This window comes from Bradyrhizobium sp. NP1 (assembly GCF_030378205.1).
GTDB lineage: Bacteria > Pseudomonadota > Alphaproteobacteria > Rhizobiales > Xanthobacteraceae > Bradyrhizobium.
Genome location: NZ_CP127385.1, coordinates 4044781 through 4064025, shown reverse-complemented (window position 1 = coordinate 4064025; position 19245 = coordinate 4044781). Strand labels below are relative to the sequence as shown.

At 64.5% G+C, this 19245-nt stretch carries 17 protein-coding genes, 1 tRNA gene and 1 pseudogene; 13 read left to right on the top strand and 6 right to left on the bottom strand.

Features of this window, described 5'->3' with window-relative positions; translation table 11 throughout:
• The first annotated feature begins 41 nt into the window (after nucleotides 1–41).
• From QOU61_RS19560 to QOU61_RS19545, 4 genes and pseudogenes are all read left to right on the top strand, one after another.
• Entirely contained in the window at nucleotides 42–1793 is a 1752-nt protein-coding gene (locus QOU61_RS19560; RefSeq protein ID WP_289661615.1) for an ArnT family glycosyltransferase, read from the top strand.
• Nucleotide 1794: 1 nt separating this feature from the next.
• A pseudogene (locus QOU61_RS19555) lies at nucleotides 1795–2611 on the top strand (phosphatase PAP2 family protein).
• Between the two features lie 68 nt (nucleotides 2612–2679).
• Complete coding sequence (locus QOU61_RS19550) at nucleotides 2680–3414, top strand: glycosyltransferase family 2 protein (RefSeq protein WP_289652840.1); 735 nt, start codon at nucleotides 2680–2682, stop codon at nucleotides 3412–3414.
• Entirely contained in the window at nucleotides 3414–3752 is a 339-nt protein-coding gene (locus tag QOU61_RS19545; RefSeq protein WP_289652839.1) for a lipid-A-disaccharide synthase N-terminal domain-containing protein, read from the top strand. Before QOU61_RS19550 ends, QOU61_RS19545 begins: the two co-directional genes overlap by 1 nt.
• Nucleotides 3753–3785: 33 nt before the next feature.
• Here the strand turns inward: QOU61_RS19545 and QOU61_RS19540 are convergent, their stop codons facing one another.
• Together QOU61_RS19540 and metC are read right to left on the bottom strand one after the other, a co-directional pair.
• Nucleotides 3786–5480: a Na/Pi cotransporter family protein gene (locus QOU61_RS19540; RefSeq protein WP_289652838.1), complete on the bottom strand. Its 1695-nt coding sequence runs from the start codon at nucleotides 5478–5480 to the stop codon at nucleotides 3786–3788.
• A gap of 152 nt (nucleotides 5481–5632) precedes the next feature.
• Nucleotides 5633–6826: a cystathionine beta-lyase gene (gene metC, locus QOU61_RS19535; protein WP_289652837.1), complete on the bottom strand. Its 1194-nt coding sequence runs from the start codon at nucleotides 6824–6826 to the stop codon at nucleotides 5633–5635.
• A gap of 324 nt (nucleotides 6827–7150) precedes the next feature.
• On the opposite strand from metC, the gene QOU61_RS19530 reads away from it, so the two are divergent.
• The 4 genes from QOU61_RS19530 (at nucleotide 7151) to QOU61_RS19515 (ending at nucleotide 11815) form a co-directional block, all read left to right on the top strand.
• Nucleotides 7151–8164, top strand: a complete 1014-nt coding sequence (locus tag QOU61_RS19530) for an amino acid ABC transporter substrate-binding protein (RefSeq protein WP_289652836.1) — start codon at nucleotides 7151–7153, stop codon at nucleotides 8162–8164.
• Between the two features lie 165 nt (nucleotides 8165–8329).
• Entirely contained in the window at nucleotides 8330–9550 is a 1221-nt protein-coding gene (locus tag QOU61_RS19525) for an amino acid ABC transporter permease (RefSeq protein WP_289652835.1), read from the top strand.
• The gene (locus tag QOU61_RS19520; RefSeq protein WP_289652834.1) at nucleotides 9547–11067 is read left to right on the top strand and encodes an amino acid ABC transporter permease; all 1521 of its coding nucleotides are present in this window, start codon (nucleotides 9547–9549) and stop codon (nucleotides 11065–11067) included. Before QOU61_RS19525 ends, QOU61_RS19520 begins: the two co-directional genes overlap by 4 nt.
• 7 nt (nucleotides 11068–11074) lie before the next feature.
• The gene (locus tag QOU61_RS19515) at nucleotides 11075–11815 is read left to right on the top strand and encodes an amino acid ABC transporter ATP-binding protein (protein WP_289652833.1); all 741 of its coding nucleotides are present in this window, start codon (nucleotides 11075–11077) and stop codon (nucleotides 11813–11815) included.
• A gap of 68 nt (nucleotides 11816–11883) precedes the next feature.
• Here QOU61_RS19515 and QOU61_RS19510 read toward each other — a convergent pair whose 3' ends face one another.
• Both QOU61_RS19510 and QOU61_RS19505 read right to left on the bottom strand, forming a co-directional pair.
• Nucleotides 11884–12918 (bottom strand): cysteine synthase A, encoded by a 1035-nt coding sequence (locus QOU61_RS19510; protein WP_289652832.1) that lies wholly within the window; start codon nucleotides 12916–12918, stop codon nucleotides 11884–11886.
• Between the two features lie 140 nt (nucleotides 12919–13058).
• Nucleotides 13059–14288: an SAM-dependent methyltransferase gene (locus QOU61_RS19505; RefSeq protein ID WP_289652831.1), complete on the bottom strand. Its 1230-nt coding sequence runs from the start codon at nucleotides 14286–14288 to the stop codon at nucleotides 13059–13061.
• Between the two features lie 244 nt (nucleotides 14289–14532).
• On the opposite strand from QOU61_RS19505, the gene QOU61_RS19500 reads away from it, so the two are divergent.
• Nucleotides 14533–15249, top strand: coding sequence for a tRNA-uridine aminocarboxypropyltransferase (locus QOU61_RS19500; RefSeq protein WP_289652830.1), 717 nt, complete (start codon nucleotides 14533–14535; stop codon nucleotides 15247–15249).
• Nucleotides 15250–15701: 452 nt separating this feature from the next.
• Here QOU61_RS19500 and QOU61_RS19495 read toward each other — a convergent pair whose 3' ends face one another.
• A complete protein-coding gene (locus QOU61_RS19495) occupies nucleotides 15702–16292 on the bottom strand; it encodes an SOS response-associated peptidase family protein (RefSeq protein ID WP_289661613.1) in 591 nt (196 codons plus the stop codon).
• Between the two features lie 563 nt (nucleotides 16293–16855).
• Here QOU61_RS19495 and QOU61_RS19490 point away from each other — a divergent pair.
• The 3 genes from QOU61_RS19490 (at nucleotide 16856) to QOU61_RS19480 (ending at nucleotide 18469) form a co-directional block, all read left to right on the top strand.
• Nucleotides 16856–17194, top strand: coding sequence for a hypothetical protein (locus QOU61_RS19490; protein ID WP_289652829.1), 339 nt, complete (start codon nucleotides 16856–16858; stop codon nucleotides 17192–17194).
• A gap of 239 nt (nucleotides 17195–17433) precedes the next feature.
• On the top strand, nucleotides 17434–17673 hold the full coding sequence (locus QOU61_RS19485) for a helix-turn-helix domain-containing protein (RefSeq protein WP_289652828.1): 240 nt from the start codon (nucleotides 17434–17436) through the stop codon (nucleotides 17671–17673).
• Nucleotides 17674–18395: 722 nt separating this feature from the next.
• A tRNA-Cys gene (locus QOU61_RS19480) sits at nucleotides 18396–18469 on the top strand.
• Between the two features lie 42 nt (nucleotides 18470–18511).
• Here QOU61_RS19480 and QOU61_RS19475 read toward each other — a convergent pair.
• On the bottom strand, nucleotides 18512–18706 hold the full coding sequence (locus QOU61_RS19475) for a hypothetical protein (protein ID WP_289652827.1): 195 nt from the start codon (nucleotides 18704–18706) through the stop codon (nucleotides 18512–18514).
• Nucleotides 18707–18946: 240 nt separating this feature from the next.
• Here QOU61_RS19475 and QOU61_RS19470 point away from each other — a divergent pair, with 240 nt between their 5' ends.
• Nucleotides 18947–19204, top strand: coding sequence for a hypothetical protein (locus tag QOU61_RS19470; protein WP_289652826.1), 258 nt, complete (start codon nucleotides 18947–18949; stop codon nucleotides 19202–19204).
• Nucleotides 19205–19245 lie beyond the last annotated feature (41 nt).

Here is a 19245-nt window from a genome sequence, read left to right as displayed (position 1 = left end):
AAGCGGTTGTCCCCATGGCGGTTTCGGCGTATGCGGAACCGATGGTGGAGACCTACGCCCGTCCCCGTTTCGGCCGCATCGGCGAGCCGCGCGAGCCCAAGAACCTGGTGAATCCGGGCAGCCGTCTGTCGCGCGCGCTCGACTTCGTCGTCGCGAGCCACACCCGCGCCGTGCTCTTCCTCGCGCTCTGCGGCTTGCTGCTCTTCCTGCCAGGCTTCTTCTCGATTCCGCCTGTTGATCGCGACGAAGCGCGCTTTGCGCAAGCGACCAAGCAGATGGTGGAGACCGGCGACTTCATCGACATCCGCTTCCAGGACGACGTCCGTTACAAAAAGCCGGTCGGCATCTACTGGCTGCAGGCTGCGGCGGTGGAGACGGCGTCCGCGCTCGGTCTGCCGAAGGCCGAGCTTCGCATCTGGGTATACCGTCTGCCGTCGCTGATCGGCGCGATCGGCGCGATGCTCCTGACCTATTGGACAGCGCTTGCCTTCGTCACGCGGCGCGGCGCCGTACTGGCCGGACTGATCATGGGCTCGTCGGTCCTGCTCGGCGCCGAGGCGCGGCTGGCAAAGACCGACGCGATGCTGCTGTTCACGGTGATCGCCGCCATGGGGGCGATGGCGCGCGCCTACCTGTCCTGGCAGCGCGGTGAGGATTTCGCGCAGCCGCCGTGGCGCTGGCCCGCGATCTTCTGGACGGCGCTGGCGGGCGGCATCCTGCTCAAGGGGCCGCTGATCCTGATGTTTGTCGGACTGACCATCGTCATGCTCGCGATCCTCGATCGCAGTGCCGCGTGGCTGTGGCGGCTGCGCCCGGTATGGGGCCTGATGTGGATGCTGGTCCTGGTGCTGCCGTGGTTCGTCGCGATCTTCTGGCGCGCGGGCGATGCCTTCTTCTCCGATTCCGTCGGCGGCGACATGCTGAGCAAACTCGCGGCACAGGAGTCGCATGGCGCGCCGCCCGGCGTCTATCTCCTGCTGTTCTGGGTGACGTTCTGGCCCGGAGCTGCGCTGGCCGCGATGGCCGCGCCCGCGGTCTGGCGGGCACGGCGCGAGCCGGGGGCGCAATTCTTGCTGGCCTGGCTGATCCCGTCCTGGATCGTGTTCGAGCTCGTGCTCACCAAGCTGCCGCACTACGTGCTGCCACTCTATCCGGCGATCGCCATCCTGACGGTCGGCGCGTTGGAGCGGCGGGTGCTGTCGCGCTCGTGGCTGACGCGCGGCTCGGCCTGGTGGTTCGTCATCCCGGCGCTTGCCGCAACGATCGCGGTGGTCGGCGCGATCATGCTGACGCGGCAGCCAGCCTTCCTGGCGTGGCCGTTCGCCGCCGCATCGATGATCTTCGGCCTGTTCGCGTGGTGGCTCTATGACGACAACCACGCCGAGCGCTCGCTGCTCAATGCCGTGGTGGCGGCGATGTTCCTGGCGGTAGCGATCGACGGCGTGGTCATGCCGTCGCTGAACACGCTGTTTCCGAGCGCGGAGATCGCGCGCGCCCTGCGCAACGTGGTCTGCGTCGGCCCGAAGGCCGCTGCCGCCGGTTTCCACGAGCCGAGCCTGGTGTTCATGACCGGCAGCGCGACGGTGCTGACCGACGGCTCGGGCGCGGCCGATTTCCTCAATCAGGGCAGTTGCCGCTTCGCGCTGGTCGAGCAGCGCTCCGAGCGCAGCTTCGTGCAGCGCGCGGAGGCGATCGGCTTGCGCTACAACGTCGCCCGGCGCATCGACGGTTATAATATCTCGCAGGGCAGGGCCGTCTCGATCGCGATCTTCCGCTCGGAGGGTACCGAGTAAGATGCAGGCGGGCTATTTTCCGCAAGTTCTGGCGCTGACCCGAAGCTCGCTCGTGGCGCTGGTCCGCGCCCCGTCGCACTTCGGGCGCGGTGAGGCGCTGGCACGCGCGGCCCGGCAGACCGGCTGGCTGCTCGCGATCGGCGCGATCGCGATCGTCGTCCTGATGTTCGCGTTCGATGCCACCGAGATCGGCTGGATGCCGCCGCGCGGCGCACCCAGCCTGTGGCCGTTTCGCATCCTCACCGATTTCGGCAAGGACGACTACGTGCTGTGGCTGTTGTTCGGGGTCATGGTGGTGGTCACGCTCGCCGCGCCGCGCGCCGAAGCAAGCTTGCGCCCAAGGTTGCTCGGCTTCGATGCGCGCGTGGGCTATCTGTTCCTTGCGGTGCTGCTGCCGGTCTTGATCGGACAAGTCCTGAAATGGGCGGCTGGCCGCGGCCGTCCTTTCGTTGGCGGCAAGGCCGATCCGTTCAACTTTGCGCCATTCACCGGACATGAGCCCTATTTCAGCCTTCCCTCCAGCCATGCGATCACGGCGTTTGCGCTGGCCTTCGCCGTCGGCGCGATCTGGCCGCGGGCGCGGGTCGCGATGGCGATCTATGCCCTGGCGATCGCGTTCACACGGCTCGTGCTGCTCGCCCATCATCCGAGCGATATCGTCGCCGGCGGTGTGGTCGGGGTGATCGGCGCGCTTTGGGTCCGCTACTGGTTTGCCAGCCGAAGCCTGGTTTTTGTGATCGGCGAGGCGGGCCGGATTGCGCCGCCGGCGGAGCCTGTCCCGGCTTAAAAGGGTTGCCCGCGGCGTCGCCGGCCCATAAGAAGCGGGCGGCCCGCCGGTACCCTGGCGCGGGCTCCGCCCCAAACCCCGTTAACCCAAGGCCTCGATTTGGTTTCCTTCGAACCTGCCGTTTCCGTCGTTGTTCCCGTGCGCAACGAGGCGGACAACATCGTGCCGCTGATCGACGAGATCGTCGCCGCGCTCGATGGCCGCTGGGCGTATGAGATCATCTATATCAACGACGGCTCGACCGATGCGACCGCCGATCGGCTCGCCGCCGTCATGAAGCAGCGGCCCAATCTGCGCCAGCTCCGCCATGCCGCGTCGGCCGGGCAATCGGCGGCGGTGCGCAGCGGCGTGCGTGCCGCGCGCGGCGCAATCGTAGCGACGCTCGACGGCGACGGGCAGAACAATCCAGTGTTCCTGCCTGACCTGATCGCGGCGGTCGAAAACGGCGGCGAGCGCATCGGGCTTGCCGCCGGCCAGCGGGTCGGGCGCAAAGATACCGGTTTCAAGAAGCTGCAGTCGCGCATCGCCAACAAGGTGCGCAGCACCATCCTGCACGACGGCACCCGCGACACTGGCTGCGGGCTGAAGGCCTTCCGCCGCGACGTCTTCCTGATGATGCCCTATTTCGACGGGTTGCACCGCTTCCTGCCCGCGCTGATGCGCCGGGAAGGTTACGAGATCGCCTATGTCGACGTGATCGACCGGCCACGCCGCGCCGGCGTGTCAAATTATGGCTTCTTCGACCGGCTATGGATCGGGATCATGGACCTGGCCGGGGTCTGGTGGTTGATCCGCCGCAAGAAGCCCACTCCAGTTGCGACCGAGGTGATGTGATGCTGATCCAGTACGGGCAGGCGCTCAGCAGCTATCTCTATGACGTCTTCGTTGCCAAGTTCGATGTCTGGCTTGCATTCGGCCTGGTCGCGCAGCTGCTTTTTGCCGCGCGTTTCCTGGTGCAATGGATTGCCAGCGAACGCGCCGGCAACAGCGTGGTGCCGATGGCGTTCTGGTTTTTCTCGGTCGGCGGCGGATTGATGACGCTGCTGTACGGCCTTGTGAAGCGCGAGCCCGTCATCATCTTTGGACAGCTGCTCGCAAACCTCATCTATGTCCGCAACATCATGCTGATCGTGAAGAATCGCGGCAGCGGATCGAAGACGCTGGACCGCTGATCGGGACGGCGGCCGCCGGCCGCGCGGATCTCCTCAGCGCGGCAACGGCTGCGTCAAAGGCGCCGGCACGGCCGTCAACTCGCCTTCGTTGGCGCGAATGGCGGTTAGCTCGCCCGCGGCATCCAGCACCGGGTAGGCGACCGAGCAGATGTGCGAGTGAATGCGCCGGAGGTCGCGCAGCACGTCGAGATGCAGCGACGTGGTCTCGATCGTCTCGGGCCGGCCTTCGCGGAGGCGGTCGAGATGCCGCTCGGTGGCGGCAAGCGCGATCTGGCGCAGCGCCGCCTTTTCCGTCAGCAATTTGCGCGCCTCGTTGACGTCGCCCGACATGAACACGCCGAACGCCATGCGCAGTGACTCCATGGTCCGCTTGTGGAAGGCGGATAATTCTTCTGTGCCCTCCGGAGAGAACTGCAGGCGTCGCTTGATCTTCTTGGTGGCGAGCTCGCTCAGATTCTTGTCGATGATGTCGCCGATATGCTCGAGATTGATGGCAAAGGAAATGATTTCCATGGCCCGGCGTCCCTCGTTCTCGTCGAGACTGCCGCGGGTGAGCTTGGTGACGTAGAGCTTGATCGCCTCGTCGAGCCGGTCGACGCTGTTGTCGGTCTTGGAAACTTCGTCGACCAGCGCACGGTCGTTGGTCAACAGGGCGGCCATCACCTTGCGCAGCATGGTTTCCACGAGGTCGCCCATGTGCAGCACTTCGCGCGCCGCATCGGCAAGCGCGAGCGAAGGGGTCGCGAGCGCGCTCTCGTCCAGATAGCGCGGCCGTGCCGGATCGGCTTCCTGTACCCGGTCGGGCAGCATCCATCGCAGCAGCCGCGCAACACCGTCGAGCATCCCGATGAACAGCACGGCGGTCGCCACGTTGAAGGCGATGTGGAATTCCGCGGTCAGCTTCGCGAGGTCGGGCTGCCAGCCCGGCAGCGCCTGCGCGAGTGAGCGCAGGAACGGCAGCACCAGCACCACCCCGACCAGGCGGTTGAGCAGGTTGCCGAGCGGCAGGCGGAAGCTCGCCGGATTGTCGCGCTGTGCGCCTTCGACCAGCGGATTGATGGCGCTGCCGATATTGGCCCCGAGCACGAGGGCAAGTGCAGCCAGGGGCGTGATGAAATGCGCATAGGCCAGCGACATCACCAGGAGTACGCTGGCGACGCTGGAATGCACCGCCCAGGTGACGACGGCGCCGATGATGATGCAGAGCACGGGATCGCCGGTCATCGCGCCGACGAGGACGCGGACGCCCGGCGCGTCCTCCGCAGGCGCCAGCGTGTCGAGCAGGATATGCAGGGCGAGCAGCATCAGCCCGAGCCCGATCGCGACTCGGCCGAGATCCTTGATGCGCGAGCGCGCTCCGCTGCGGAACGCGACGAGGCCGAGCACGAACAAGACCGGGGCGACCGCGGCGATGTTGAACGACAGCACCTGTACGATCAGGGTGGTGCCGACATTGGCGCCAAGCATGATCGCGAGCGCCGTGACGAGGCCGATCAGCCCCTCGGCGGCGAACGAACTCGTGATCAGCGCAGTCGCGGTGCTGCTCTGCAGGAGTGCGGTGACGCCGATCCCGGCCGCAAAGGCTCTGAAACGGTTGCTCAGTGCTTTGGACAGGACCCGCCGCAGGTCGGGCCCAAACGCCCGCAGGATGCCGCTGTGGACCATATGCAGGCCCCACAGCAGCAGCGCCACGCCGCCCATCAGGTCGAGAAGGACCAGGCTTCCCATGCTTTGCGCTTCCCTGATTTGATATGAAGGTTCAGGCTATCGCCAAACGACGGCGGATCAATCGTTTTGTCGGCAAAGCAGTCGGCTCAAAACCGGGCACCAACGCGTGGGCGTCCCGAGCGTTCCACGAGCCCGGGACGACCGCGACGCCTTCAGGCGGCGGCGTTGAACGCCGCAAAGCCGCGCTCGAGATCGGCCTTGAGATCGGCGGTGCTTTCGAGCCCGATATGCAGCCGCAGGGTCGGGCCGCCCGGCGCCCATTTGGTCGCGGTGCGATAGGCGGAGCAATCGAAGGGGATGATGAGGCTTTCGAAGCCGCCCCAGGAATAGCCCATGCCGAACAGCTTGACCGTGTCGAGCAGCGCGTCGACGGCCTGCTGCGGCGCAGGCTTCAGCACGATGCTGAACAGGCCGGAGGCGCCGGTGAAGTCACGCTTCCAGATCGGGTGGCCTGGATCGCTTTCGAGCGCCGGATGCAGCACCCGCTGCACCTCGGGCCGGCCTGCGAGCCAGCGCGCCATATCGAGCCCCGAGCGATAGTGCTGGTGCAGCCGCACCGACAGCGTGCGCAGACCGCGCAGCGCCAGGAATACGTCGTCGGGGCCGGCGCAGACGCCGAGCAGCCTGATATTCTCGGCGATGACAGGCCAGGCCTCGGCATTTGCCGAGATGGTGCCGAACATGATGTCGGAATGGCCGCCGACATATTTGGTCGCCGCCTGCATGCTGATGTCGACGCCCTGATCGAGCGAACGATGAAACAGCGGCGTTGCCCAGGTGTTGTCGTCGATGACAAGCGCACCGCGCGCATGCGCGACCGCGGCGATTGCGGGAATGTCGGTCATCTCGAAGGACTGCGAGCCCGGCGCCTCGACCAGCACGGCTCGCGTGTTTGGTTTGAACAGGGCGTCGATGCCGGCCCCGATCAACGGGTCGAAATAGGTGGTCTCCACACCGTAGCGCTTGAGCAGGCCGTTGCAGAAATTGCGCGTCGGGCGGTAGGCGTTGTCGCAGACCAGGAGGTGATCGCCGGCTTTGAGCACCGCGAGCAGGGTGGTCGAGATCGCCGCCAGCCCGGAGGGCGCAAGCCCGACCCCCGCGCATTGCGGGCCTTCCAGCGCCATCAGGGTTTCCTGCAAGGCCCTGGTCGTGGGCGTGCCGTGGCGGCCGTACTGGAACTCGCCGCGATGCGCGTGCAGGTCCTCCGCCGTCGGATAGAGCACGGTCGAGCCATGCACGACGGGTGGATTGACGAATCCCTTCTGCGCCTTGGTGTCGCGGCCGGACGTGACCAGGCGGGTCTCGGCTTGTTGCGCCTGCGAGGTTGAGCCGTCCGAAGAAACCATGGGTTTGCCGCTTTTCAGGGGATTTTTGCCGGGCGTCGCAAGCGCCGACCGCGAGCTGACTCGCGCCCGGACGCTTACTAACAGGAGCGGGAAGAGTGCCGTCAACCCCTTGACCCGGCCTGCGAGCCGTTCTGTGATGCGCGCCAGCTATTCAGTCGCCGCTCGTTGAGGGGCTTGCCGCGACCTTCGATCCACCGCTTAAGCCGATCCGCAGATTCGACCGCCGCTTGGCCGATATTTGCGTTGGTGGATCACGGGGTTAGCCCAGCAACCGACGCTGCGACGAAGCGACCATGCCCCGGACGACCCTTGAAAGGCCTTGCCATGAAACGCGTATCCCTCGCTCTCGCCCTCGCTCTCGCCGCCGGTCTGTCGACCACCGCAACCGCGCAGACGCTCAAGACGGTCAAGGACCGCGGCTTGCTGTCCTGCGGCGTGAGCCAGGGCCTGCCGGGGTTCTCCTCGCCCGACGACAAGGGCAACTGGACCGGGCTCGACGTCGACGTCTGCCGCGCGCTCGCCGCCGCCATCTTCGACGATGCGACCAAGATCAAGTTCGTGCCGCTGTCGGCGAAGGACCGCTTCACGGCGCTGCAATCCGGCGAGATCGACGTGCTGTCGCGCAACACCACCTGGACGCTGTCGCGCGATACCTCGCTCGGGGCCAACTTCACCGGCGTCACCTATTATGACGGCCAGGGCTTCCTGGTGAAGAAATCGCTGAAGGTGAACTCGGCGCTTGAATTGAACAGCGCCTCGGTCTGCGTGCAGACCGGCACCACCAACGAGCAGAATCTCGCCGACTACTTCAAGGGCAACAACATGAAGTACGAGGTGATCGCCTTCGGCACCGCGGACGAAACCGTCAAGGCCTATGAATCCGGGCGTTGCGACGTCTTCACCTCGGACGTTTCCCAGCTCTATGCCGAGCGGCTGAAGCTCGCCAATCCCGCCGACCATGTCGTGCTGCCCGAGGTGATCTCGAAGGAGCCGCTGGGTCCGATGGTGCGCCACGGCGACGACCAGTGGTTCGACATCGTGAAATGGACCCTGTTCGCAATGCTCGATGCCGAAGAGCTCGGCGTCACCCAGAAGAACGTCGACGAGATGGCGAAATCCGACAAGCCGGAGCTGAAACGCGCCTTCGGCACCGACGGCAATCTCGGCGAGCAGCTCGGCCTCACCAAGGACTGGTTCAGCCGGATCGTGAAGGCGGTCGGCAATTACGGCGAGTCCTTCGACCGCAATGTCGGCGCCGGCTCCAAGCTCGGCATCGCGCGCGGCCTCAACCAGCTCTGGAACAAGGGCGGAATCCAGTACGCGCCGCCGATCCGCTGATCCCTCGCCAAGCGGTTTTGCGCATGAGCATCGAGGCCGGTGCCGCCGATTTGAGGTTCCCGCACAGCGGGCGGCGAACTGTTTTCAAATCGACAGGCGGCACCGGAATCGTGGTCTTGCCAGTGCCCGATACTTTCCGAAATTCGTGAAGGGGCGGACGCTGCGATGGGAGACGAACTTGGAAAAGCGGGCAGTCGGCCACCCCCGACGCAGTTCGCCTTCAGACTGAAGCGCGCGCTGGGCGGCCGCGCCGGATGGGGCGGCTTCGCGGTCCAGGTCGTGTTCGTCGCGTTGCTGGCGTGGATCGGCTACGAGATCGTGGCCAATGCCCGCGCCAACCTCGAGACGCAGCACATCACGGCGGGCTTCGGATTCCTGCGCAACACCGCCGGTTTCGACGTCAGCCAGACGCTGATTCCCTATTCCGGCTCGGATAGCTATACCCGCGTCTTCCTGGTCGGGCTGCTCAACACGCTGCTGGTGTCGGTGATCGGCGTCTTTTTCGCGACCTTAATCGGCTTTCTGGTCGCGCTCGGGCGGCTGTCGCCGAACTGGCTGCTGTCGCGGATATCGGGCGGTTATGTGGAGTTGATCCGCAACCTGCCGCTCCTGTTCCAGATCCTGTTCTGGTACCTGGCGGTGCTCGCGGCGCTGCCGGGCCCACGGCAGAGCATCGCGCTGTTCTCCAGCTTCTTCCTTAACAACCGTGGCCTGATCGTGCCGAAGGCGATCGGCGATCCCGGCTTCGAGCCGTTCGTCGCGGCGCTTGCCGTTGCCATCATCGCTTCGCTGATCCTGTGGCGTTATTCGCGCCGCCAGCTTTTTCAGCATGGGAAGGTGATCGCGGTCTGGCCCTACGCGCTCGGCCTTCTCGTCGGCCTGCCGCTTCTGACCATGCTGGTGTTCGGGAAGCCGCTCCGGCTGGAATTCCCGGAACTGAAGGGATTCAATTTTTCGGGCGGCGCCCGCATCATCCCTGAATTCGTCGCGCTGACCCTGGCGCTGTCGACCTACACGGCAGCCTTCATCGCCGAAATCGTGCGCGCCGGCATCCTGTCCGTGCACAAGGGGCAGATGGAGGCAGGCTCCTCGCTCGGGCTGCATCGCGGCGCGGTGCTGCGACTGATCGTGATTCCGCAGGCGATGCGGGTGATCCTGCCGCCGCTCACCAACCAGTATCTCAACCTGACCAAGAACTCCTCGCTCGCGGTCGCGATCGGCTATCCGGACCTGGTTTCGGTATTTGCCGGAACGACATTGAGCCAGACCGGGCAGGCGATCGAGATCATCGGCATCACCATGGGCGTCTATCTCCTGATCTCGCTCATAACCAGCGCCATCATGAGCTTTTACGGATGGCGCATCGGCCGGAGCATGGGCGGATGAGCGACACCACGACATCCGCCTTCGTCCGCGCCGAGCTCGTGCCGGAGCGCCCCGCGCCGGTGAAGACCACCGGGCTGGTCGGCTTCCTGCGCACGCGGCTCTTCAACACGCCGACCAATATCCTCATCACCATCGTCAGCATCCTGCTGCTCTGGTTCGTGCTCGTTCCCGCCATCAAGTTCCTGCTGATCGATGCGGTCTGGCGCGGCGGCGACCGCAATGCGTGCCTGGCCGACAATGCCGGCCGCGCCGTCGGCGCCTGCTGGCCGTTCATTGCCGCGAAATTCACCCAGTTTATCTACGGCTTCTATCCGGAGCCCGAGCGCTGGCGCGTCAATCTGACCTTCCTGCTCGGCGCGGTGCTGCTGCTGCCGCTTCTGGTGCCGCGCCTGCCGGCCAAGGGGCCGAACGCTCTCCTGTTCTTCTTCGCATTTCCGATCGTGGCATTCTTCCTGCTGCGCGGCGGCGGCCTGGGCGGCTTCGGCGTGAGCTGGACAGCCGCCTTTCTCGGGGTATTCGATGCCAGCATCGCCAGTGCCGGTCAGGCGCTCGCGAGCGCAAGCCAGGCTTCGCTGCTCGGTCCCGTGCTCTGGGCACTGGGCAAGCTCTTGCTCCTTATCGGTGGTGCCATCGGTTATCTCGTCCTGCCGCTGACCTGGCTGGGCGACCAGATCCAGGCGTCGGGCCAGCCGTTTTGGATCGATTTCGCGATCACCGCGGCGGTCGTGTCGTTGCTGCTGTTTTACTTTGGCGGTGGCTTCCGCGCCGGCTGGCGGGCGCTGCTCACGAGCCTCGCGATCTTTGCCGGCATGGCCGTGATCATTGCCGTGATGGGGCTCGACCGCGGCGGTCTGCCTGTTGTCGATAGCAGGCTCTGGGGCGGCCTGCTGGTGACGCTCGTCGTCTCCGTCACCGGCATCGTCACCTCGATGCCGATCGGCATCGCGCTGGCGCTCGGGCGGCGTTCGACGATCCCCTTGATTCGTGTGTTCTCGATCGCCTTCATCGAATTCTGGCGCGGCGTCCCGCTGATCACGGTGCTGTTCTTCGCAACCTACATGCTGCCCTTGTTCCTGCCGGGTAATTTCACGGTAGACGGGCTGGTGCGGGCGCTGATCGGCATCGCGCTGTTTGCCGGCGCCTATCAGGCGGAGGTGATCCGCGGCGGCTTGCAGGCAATCCCGCGCGGGCAGGGCGAGGCCGCTGCCGCGCTGGGCCTATCCTGGTGGAAGACGACGGCGCTGATCGTGATGCCGCAGGCGCTGCGCCACGTCATCCCCGGCCTCGTCAACAGTTTCATTGCGCTGTTCAAGGATACTTCGCTGGTTTCCATCGTTGCGCTGTTCGACCTGCTCGGCCAGTTGCGCGCCTCCTTCTCCGATCCGGCCTGGGCGACGCCGACCACGCTGTTCACCGGCTTCGCCTTCACCGGCCTGATCTACTTCGTCTTCTGTTTTGGCATGTCGCGCTATTCGCTGTTCGTCGAGAACAGGCTGAACGCGCATCGGCGCAACTGAGAGAGCCATGAGCGAGAACCCGATCGTCAGCATATCCGGCCTCAACAAATGGTACGGCGACTTCCACGTGCTGCGCGACATCAACCTGGAGGTCGCCCGCGGCGAGCGCATCGTGATCTGCGGCCCCTCGGGCTCCGGCAAGTCGACGCTGATCCGCTGCATCAACGCGCTGGAGGAATTCCAGGAGGGACAGATCGTCGTCGACGGCATCGAGCTTGGTCCCAATCTGAAGCGGGTCGACGAGGTCCGCCGCGACGTCGGCATGGTGTTCCAGAGCTTCAATCTGTTCCCGCATTTGACCGTGCTCGACAACTGCACGCTGGCGCCGATCTGGGTCCGCAACGTGCCGAAGAAGGACGCCGAGGCGACCGCGATGAAATTCCTGGAGCGCGTGAAGATCCCGCATCAGGCCGGCAAGTATCCGGGCCAGATGTCGGGCGGCCAGCAGCAGCGCGTCGCGATCGCCCGCGCGCTCACCATGAACCCCAAGGTGATGCTGTTCGACGAGCCGACCTCGGCGCTCGATCCGGAAATGGTCAAGGAGGTGCTCGACACCATGGTCGACCTTGCCAGGGAGGGCATGACCATGCTCGTCGTCACCCACGAAATGGGCTTTGCCCGCGAGGTCGCCAACCGCGTCGTGTTCATGGATGCCGGCCAGATCATCGAACAGAACACGCCGGCGGAGTTCTTCGCCCATCCGCAGCACGCGCGGACCAAGCTGTTTTTGAGTCAGATCTTGCGTTAGCGGCGAATGGTGAGTGGCGAATAGCGAATAGGCGATCGCATTCCACTCGCTCCTCGTCAGCTACTCGCTCATTCGAACGGCACGTCGATCTTGCTGCGCCGTTCGAGCCAGGCGGGCACCGGCAGGTTCTTCGAGCGCATGAACTCCGGATTGAACAGCTTTGACTGATAGCGGTTGCCGGAGTCGGCCAGAATGGTCACGATGGTGTGGCCCGGGCCCATCTGCCTGGCGAGCCGGATCGCGCCGGCGACGTTGATGCCGGTCGAGCCGCCGAGGCAGAGGCCCTCGTGCTCCAGAAGCTCATAGATCACGGGCACCGCTTCCTCGTCCGGGATGAGCCAGGCGTCGTCGACCTTGGCCTCCTTGATCACGGGCGTGACCCGGCCGAGCCCGATGCCCTCGGTGATCGACCCGCCCGGCGTGGCCTTGGCCTCGCCACGCGTGAACAGCTCGTACATCGCGGCACCTCGCGGATCGGCGCAGCCGATCACGATGCCCTTGTTCTTCTCCTTCAGGAGCGAGCTCGTGCCCGCGAGCGTGCCGCCGGTGCCGACCGAGCAGACGAAGCCGTCGACCTTGCCGCCGGTCTGCTCCCAGATCTCCGGGCCGGTCGATTCATAATGGGCCTTGGCATTGTCCAGGTTGTTCCACTGGTCGGCGAACAGCACGCCGTTGGGCTCGCTCTTGCGAAGCTTGTCGGCGAGCCTTTTTCCCACGTGCTGGTAGTTGTTGGGATTGGCAAACGGCAGCGCCGGGACCTCGACGAGCTCCGCGCCGCACAGCCGCAGCATGTCCTTCTTTTCCTGGCTCTGGGTCTCCGGAATGACGATGAGTGTCCGGTAGCCGCGCGCGCTCGCAACCACGGCAAGCCCGATGCCGGTATTGCCGGCGGTCGCCTCGACCACGAGCCCGCCCGGCTTGAGGTCGCCGCGCTTCTCCGCTTCCAGGATCATCCATTTGCCGGCGCGGTCCTTGACGGACTGGCCGGGGTTCATGAATTCGGCCTTGCCAAGAATGGTGCAGCCGGTCTCCTCCGACGCCTTCTTCAGCTTGATGAGCGGGGTGTTGCCGATGGCTTCAACGACGTCTTTTCTGATGGTCATGCGAGCGGTGGCCGTCCGTTGACTGAAATTCACGTCGAGCCTAGCGCATGATGCCGCCAAGCGTAAGCGGCTTGCGGTGAGACCGCCCGGCTCCTCAAGGCGTTAGCGCATGCGCAACAAGGCCGGCCGGATTGGCGGCTTCAGCGCGCCTTGGCGAACACCACCTGCCGGACGTCGATATTGCCGGACAGGAATCCGGCCTCGCAATAGGCGAGGTAATATTCCCAGAGCCGCCGGAACCGGTCGTCGAAGCCGAGCGGCATCAGGTTCGGCCAGGCGGCGCGGAAATTATTGCGCCAAGTCGCGAGCGTCTTGGCATAGTCTTGCCCGAAAATGCGCTCGCGGATGACAGGAACACCGAAGCGGTCGCCGAGCGCCTTCAGCACCTGCGGCGAGGGCAGCATGCCGCCGGGAAACACATAGCGCTGGATGAAGTCGACCTCGCGCCGATAGTGCTGGAACATGCTGTCCTGGATGGTGATGGCCTGAATGCCGGCCAGCCCGCCGGGCAGCAGGCGGTCGCGCAATTGCGAGAAATAGCGCGGCCAGAACTGCTCGCCCACGGCCTCGATCATCTCGATCGAGGCGATGCGGTCATACTGGTCGCGCTCGTCACGATAGTCCTGCAGCCGAATCTCCACCTTCTCGGCAAGGCCCGCGTCGTGGATGCGCTTCTGGGCGAAATCGCGCTGCTCCTTGCTGATGGTCAGCCCGACCACCCTGGCGCCGAAGGCCTTGGCGACATATTCGGCGAACCCGCCCCAGCCGCAGCCGATCTCAAGAAGCTTCTGTCCGGGCTGCAGGTCGATGGCTTCGGCGAGCCGGCGATACTTGTTGGTTTGCGCCGCCGTCAGGTCGGCCGTGTCGTCCTCGAACAGCGCCGAGGAATAGGTCATGCTCGGATCGAGCCATGCCGAATAGAAGGCGTTGCCGATGTCGTAATGGGCATAGATGTTGCGGCGCGCCTGGCGCTTGGTGTTGCGGTTGAACCAGTGCCGGACCACCTGAACGAACCGCATCAGCGGCTTGTCGCGCAGCATGGTGCGGATCAGGTCGTGGTTGACGCAGAACAAATAGAGGAACTGCGTCAGGTCGGGCGTGTCCCACTCGCCCCGCATGTAAGCCTCGGCGATGCCGATGTCGCCGCCCCGGATGAGACGCGATGCGAAACTGTACGCGTGAACCCGCATCACCGCGGCCGGCCCCGGTTCGAGCCCGCCGAGCCTGATCACGCGCCCGTCGGGCAGCGTTACGTCGAGCGTTCCGCGTCTGAGCCTGGAAGCGAATCCAAGCGCCAGCCGCACCATGCGGGGCAAATCCGCGAGCACCGCATCGATGTTGTCAGGGGTTACCGAAATCGCGCCCGCCATCGGCCGATCCCTCAATCACTGCAGCATGGAATCTCCGGAACTATAAACGCGCCGGTCGCCGCCCGCCAAGCACCTCCCAGCGTTCGCAGATGCGGCATCGCAAGCGCCTCGGCGGCAGCGATTACCGCCGATCGGCGGCGCGCATGGCGGACTTTGCTGTCGCGGAAGACAACGTCGCGGGGCCGGATGCAGCGCGGCTTTCATTTGCCGGTTGAATTGCGTCCTTTCGGCGCTATAGCGGGGGATGACCGAGCCATCCGAAGCCACGGCCGCGATCGCGGAATGTTCACATTGCCGCAAGCCCGCGCCGCTTTGCATCTGCGACAGCGTCCAGCCGATCGAGAGCCGGATCGCGCTCTTGATCCTGCAGCATCCGCAGGAGCAGGACAGGGCGCTCGGCACAGCCGGCCTTGCCGCGCGCCACTTCAAGGACGCGGTAGTCAGGATCGGGCTGTCCTGGCCGAGCCTGTCGAAGGCGCTGGGCCGCCCGGTGGCCGACCCCGCGCGCTGGGCAGTGCTCTATCTGGGCTCGGCGCGGGCCGCCGATCTCGAGACCGACGCCGAGATCGTGGCACTGAACCGCAAGGGCGAGCTTGCGGACAATCAGCGGGCGATTCTTCATTCGATCGAAGGCGTGGTGCTGCTCGACGGCACCTGGAGCCAGGCCAAGGCGCTGTGGTGGCGCAATCCCTGGATGCTGAAATGCCGGCGCGTGATTCTCGGGCCGCGCAGCCCGTCTCGTTACGGCAAGCTGCGCCGGGAGCCGCGGCGTGACGGGCTGTCGACCATCGAAGCCGCCGGGATGCTGATCGCGGCGCTGGAGAAGCGGCCCGATATCGCAGCCACCTTGAATGCCAGTTTTGAGCGCATGCTGGCGCGCTACCGCGAGGTCCAGGCGGCGATGCCCGAGCTGGCGCCGAGGCCCAAGGGGCGGCGGGATTTCCGGCGCCGACAGCCATGATCGCGGCCTTGGTTGCCTATCCGGGGAGGGCGTATATGAGCGCGCCCGGTGGGGCCACCGCTGCAATGACGGATCGATCCCACGAGATCCGGCAGGACCTCCGTAACCTCGTCCGCATCATTTCAGCCTGTACATTGGGGCTATGGGAATTCGCGGCAGTTCGCTGATCGGGGCCTTTCTGCTTTCGTGATCGAACATCGAGGGTCCTGCCTCCAACGCATACGCGGCCGCGCAAGATTCTTTCCGAAAAAATCTCCCTCGTCACCACGCGAAAAGCCCGGTGGCCCCTACCAGACCACCGGGCGACGCGCCAATAATTGATTGGTCTGAAATACCAACAGGTTGACGGGACTGACCTGACCAGTCTGTTCGATCACTGACACAGAGGCGCTGTTCCCTTCGCAGTGTGGGGATTTGGACACACTGCGCCGGACGCCACCCATTTGCGAAATTTAGCCCGTCTTCTTTTTGACCGGCTTCGCGTTGATTGGCTTCTCGCGCTTACCGGCGAGGCTCGGTTCCGCAGCCTTCTTCACCGAACGCGCGTAGCTGTCAGCAGCGTTTTCCGCCGCGGGCATTGCCTTGGGATGGATCGGCGCGACCACGGCGTTCGGCGCGGTGGTGAGAAAGCCGTAGACCAGATGCGGCCTCGGAATGGGCTTCGACTTGGTGCCGCAATCGCCGTTGAAGGTGGTCCAGATGCCGGCCCAGGTGAAGAGCGGGCGGCTGTCGTCGAGCGCGAACCAAACGACATTGGCCGGGAACAGGCCGCGGTTCTGCGGGGCTAACCAGCCGCGCCAGTGCGGTGACGACGTGTTGCGGATATTGGTCACGGGCGGGCCGCCCGTGCGCGGCGGCGGCAGGCCCCAGCGCATCAAAACCATCTCCTGCGCGTCGTCGCTCTCAGCATTGCGGATGACGGGGGCTGGGAAGTCCGGGAAGACGCCGGGCATCGACTCAAGGTTGCCGACGTAGCGGTTCAGGCGCCGGAACAGCGCAGCAATGGGCGCCTGGTTGGTGGTGATCGAATAGCGATTGCAGATGCCAGACAGTTCCTATCGGCGGCCGGTGTGATAAAAGTAAAGATAGGGTCGTTTGGAGCAGATTGGATGCGCTCTGCCTTTGCCCTAGGCCTTTTGATCAGCCTTTGTGCGCCTGTCAGTGCCGCAACGGTGTATCACCCCCGCACACGTCATCACGTCATCGTTCGCCCCAGCCAAAGTGTGGTCGTCCCCCCGGGGTACAAGCTTCCCAGCAATCCGCGCATACCTCCGGAGGAGAATAGAAATCTTGATCCATCCACCTGGGGAGGCACTTGTAGCGGTTGCGCCGGAAAGAAGCGCGGCGATGGTGGCTTGTTTGGTGGTGATGATCGAATAGGGGTCTCTGCCCTGATCGGGTGTAGGATCTCGGTCCGGCTTCTAGGCGGCGATGTCCACGATCGCCGATCTATCCGCGCGGGTGTCCTACGTGTTTGAACAGCGTAAAGCCGGCCGACCGGCGCGATGCTCCCAACCCACGGGGATTGAAAGGTAGCGCGGTCCGCGAGGGAACTGACATCCGGCCAACCTGTTTATTTAGACGGGGGGCGATGGAGGTCGTCGCCATGAAAGACCTGTTTGTCGCTGGGATCGCGGCTATTGCTGCTATCGCCGGCGTGGTGATCTATCTCGTCAAAGACACTGACTATTATTGTCCGCAACCGTCCGCTGCCTCGGTCGCCACCCTCTTTGCTCCGTGCCAAGCGTTTGATGCCGCGATGGGCCGTTCCATCACGAAGCAGGAAGCGGTGCAGATGGGTCTACTGAGGCCGGACGAGCAGCCCGCACCTAGTCCGGCCAAACAGCCGGCGCGTACCCCGGCTCAATTGGTGGCAGAAGAACACCAGCTGATTGCGCAGGAGCACGCAACGGTTGGCGTAGCGACTTCCAGGCGTGAGCATTAGGGCAGTCCGCGGGTGCCAGCGGACAGGTAAGGGCGGGTACCCCGTGATCCCGCCGGCGTCGGCTAAGGACAACGTGGTGCCGATGAGGGGCGTGACCGCCTGAGTCGAGGCGAAAGGCGGTCGGGCAATCGCAGGGGCGGCGACGATCTTCCAGTGAGCTTATGCTGCTCCAAGTTCACCCGAGGCTGCCATCGCTGACAAATTCAGTGTAGGATGTAGTGTGACTAGGAGGCACGGCGATGCTCGGGGAAAACTACGTCGCCAAGCAGCAGCGGATTGGTCAGCGCCTGACGCGCGCGATGGCCAAGGCCCACATTGATCGCAGGGAGCTCGCCGAACTGACGGGCTACAGTGAGGCGCAGATCGTGAGCTGGGAGCGCGGGCGAGCACAGCTCTACCCGATCGAGCTGATAAAGCTGTGCCATGCGCTCGACGTGATGCCGGAATGGCTGCTGTGCTGGGAGCGTCGCGTCCACTGATCGCCGAAACCTGCAGAGACCACCTACCAAGGCGGCCGGGCGACGCGCGAGTATCCATCAGTTATTGAAACGCCGTTCGGTCACTAACGCAGCCGCGCAGTTTAACTCGCACTATGGGAATTGGACGCGGCGCTAGTGAATCGCGCTGACCGCGCAACTCGCCCTTGCCAACGTAAGCATCTGGATCGCAGAGTCGCCTTCGGGTGGCCTTAGCGATTCCCGATTTCCCCTTTGCGGCAGTCCACGCCTCGACGATAGCATGCCGGAAGCTGCCAGGCGGAACAGTGCCGACATCCGCTGGGGCAAGGTCGCTTAAGGGAGGGCCGCACTTGCCAGAGAAAAACTCGACGGCTTCAGAGGTTGTCCTTATCCCGGCCGCCTGAGCGCGTGGCGCATGCGTTCGTACGCAAGCTCTAAGGTCAGAGATAACCTGCCGCAGTTTTTCATTTTGCTCTGGTTGGGCCAAGACCGGCCACGATGCGGTCAGAAACAACAAGGCGAGCGCAGTTCTCAAACGGATGGCTTCCAAGAAAATCAGAAACATCGTCGCATCTGACGAGGGCACTGGGGCTCAAATACGGAGAGAGTGCCGTCGATCGAACGGACACGGAATGTGACGGACACGGAACAAGAACATCTGGCACATGTGCCAGGAGCACTCTCGCTACCGTAACCGTTACGCTTGCGACAACCGACGGAAATGTCTATGGCATTCGGCGTGGGGCCACGTGGCGGAGTGGTTACGCAGCGGTCTGCAAAACCGTTTACACCAGTTCAATTCTGGTCGTGGCCTCCACAACAAGATCAGGGACTTGCGGCCCGGTCTTGCGGCATTGCCTCAGCAGGCGCCGTTCCAGCCGTCAGGGAATGGGACCAGCGGCCAGCACAGCTGGTTGTCGTTTGCCGCCTTGCGGGGCTGAACCGCGAAAAACACGGGCTTTTGGGCCAAAAAGGCCATGGAATCCTCCTCGGGAACCGGCGTTACCACTGCGCGTACCGCGTCCAGCAGCAGCTCGTATTCAAATTCACGCATCGCGCACTCCCCAAACTCAGGGGCGCACGGTCGCAAAACTCCTTCTTTTCCTCATTGAATCGATCGTTCGAATTTTATCGATCCGACGATCGTAGCCTGAATGGTTACTGCTCTGTTTCGATGTCCCGGCCACAGTCTCGCAGGCCGTGGGAAACGCACGTGTGAGAGAAATCACATTTCCAGAAAATTGCTTCGCGTATGGCGATGCAGGCGCACAGGCGCCGCAACGGAAACATTGCCATGGACACGCAATCTGCACAATGCACGAAACCGCTATGGTGCGTGGTTGTCGCTCTAGGACTAGCTGTCACGCTGACGTCATCAAGCTCGGCCTTCGCGCAGGGCACGCCCGAACAGCGCAAGGCGTGCACGCCTGATGTCTATCGCCTCTGCGCCGGCGAGATTCCGAATGTCCGCGCGATCACGGCCTGCCTGCGCCGGAACAGGGCCAGTTTGAGCGAAGCCTGCCGGACAGTGTTCGACGCGTCGGGCAATTGAGGCGCGCGATATGCGCGGCGGCATATTTTCCACAGGCTGTG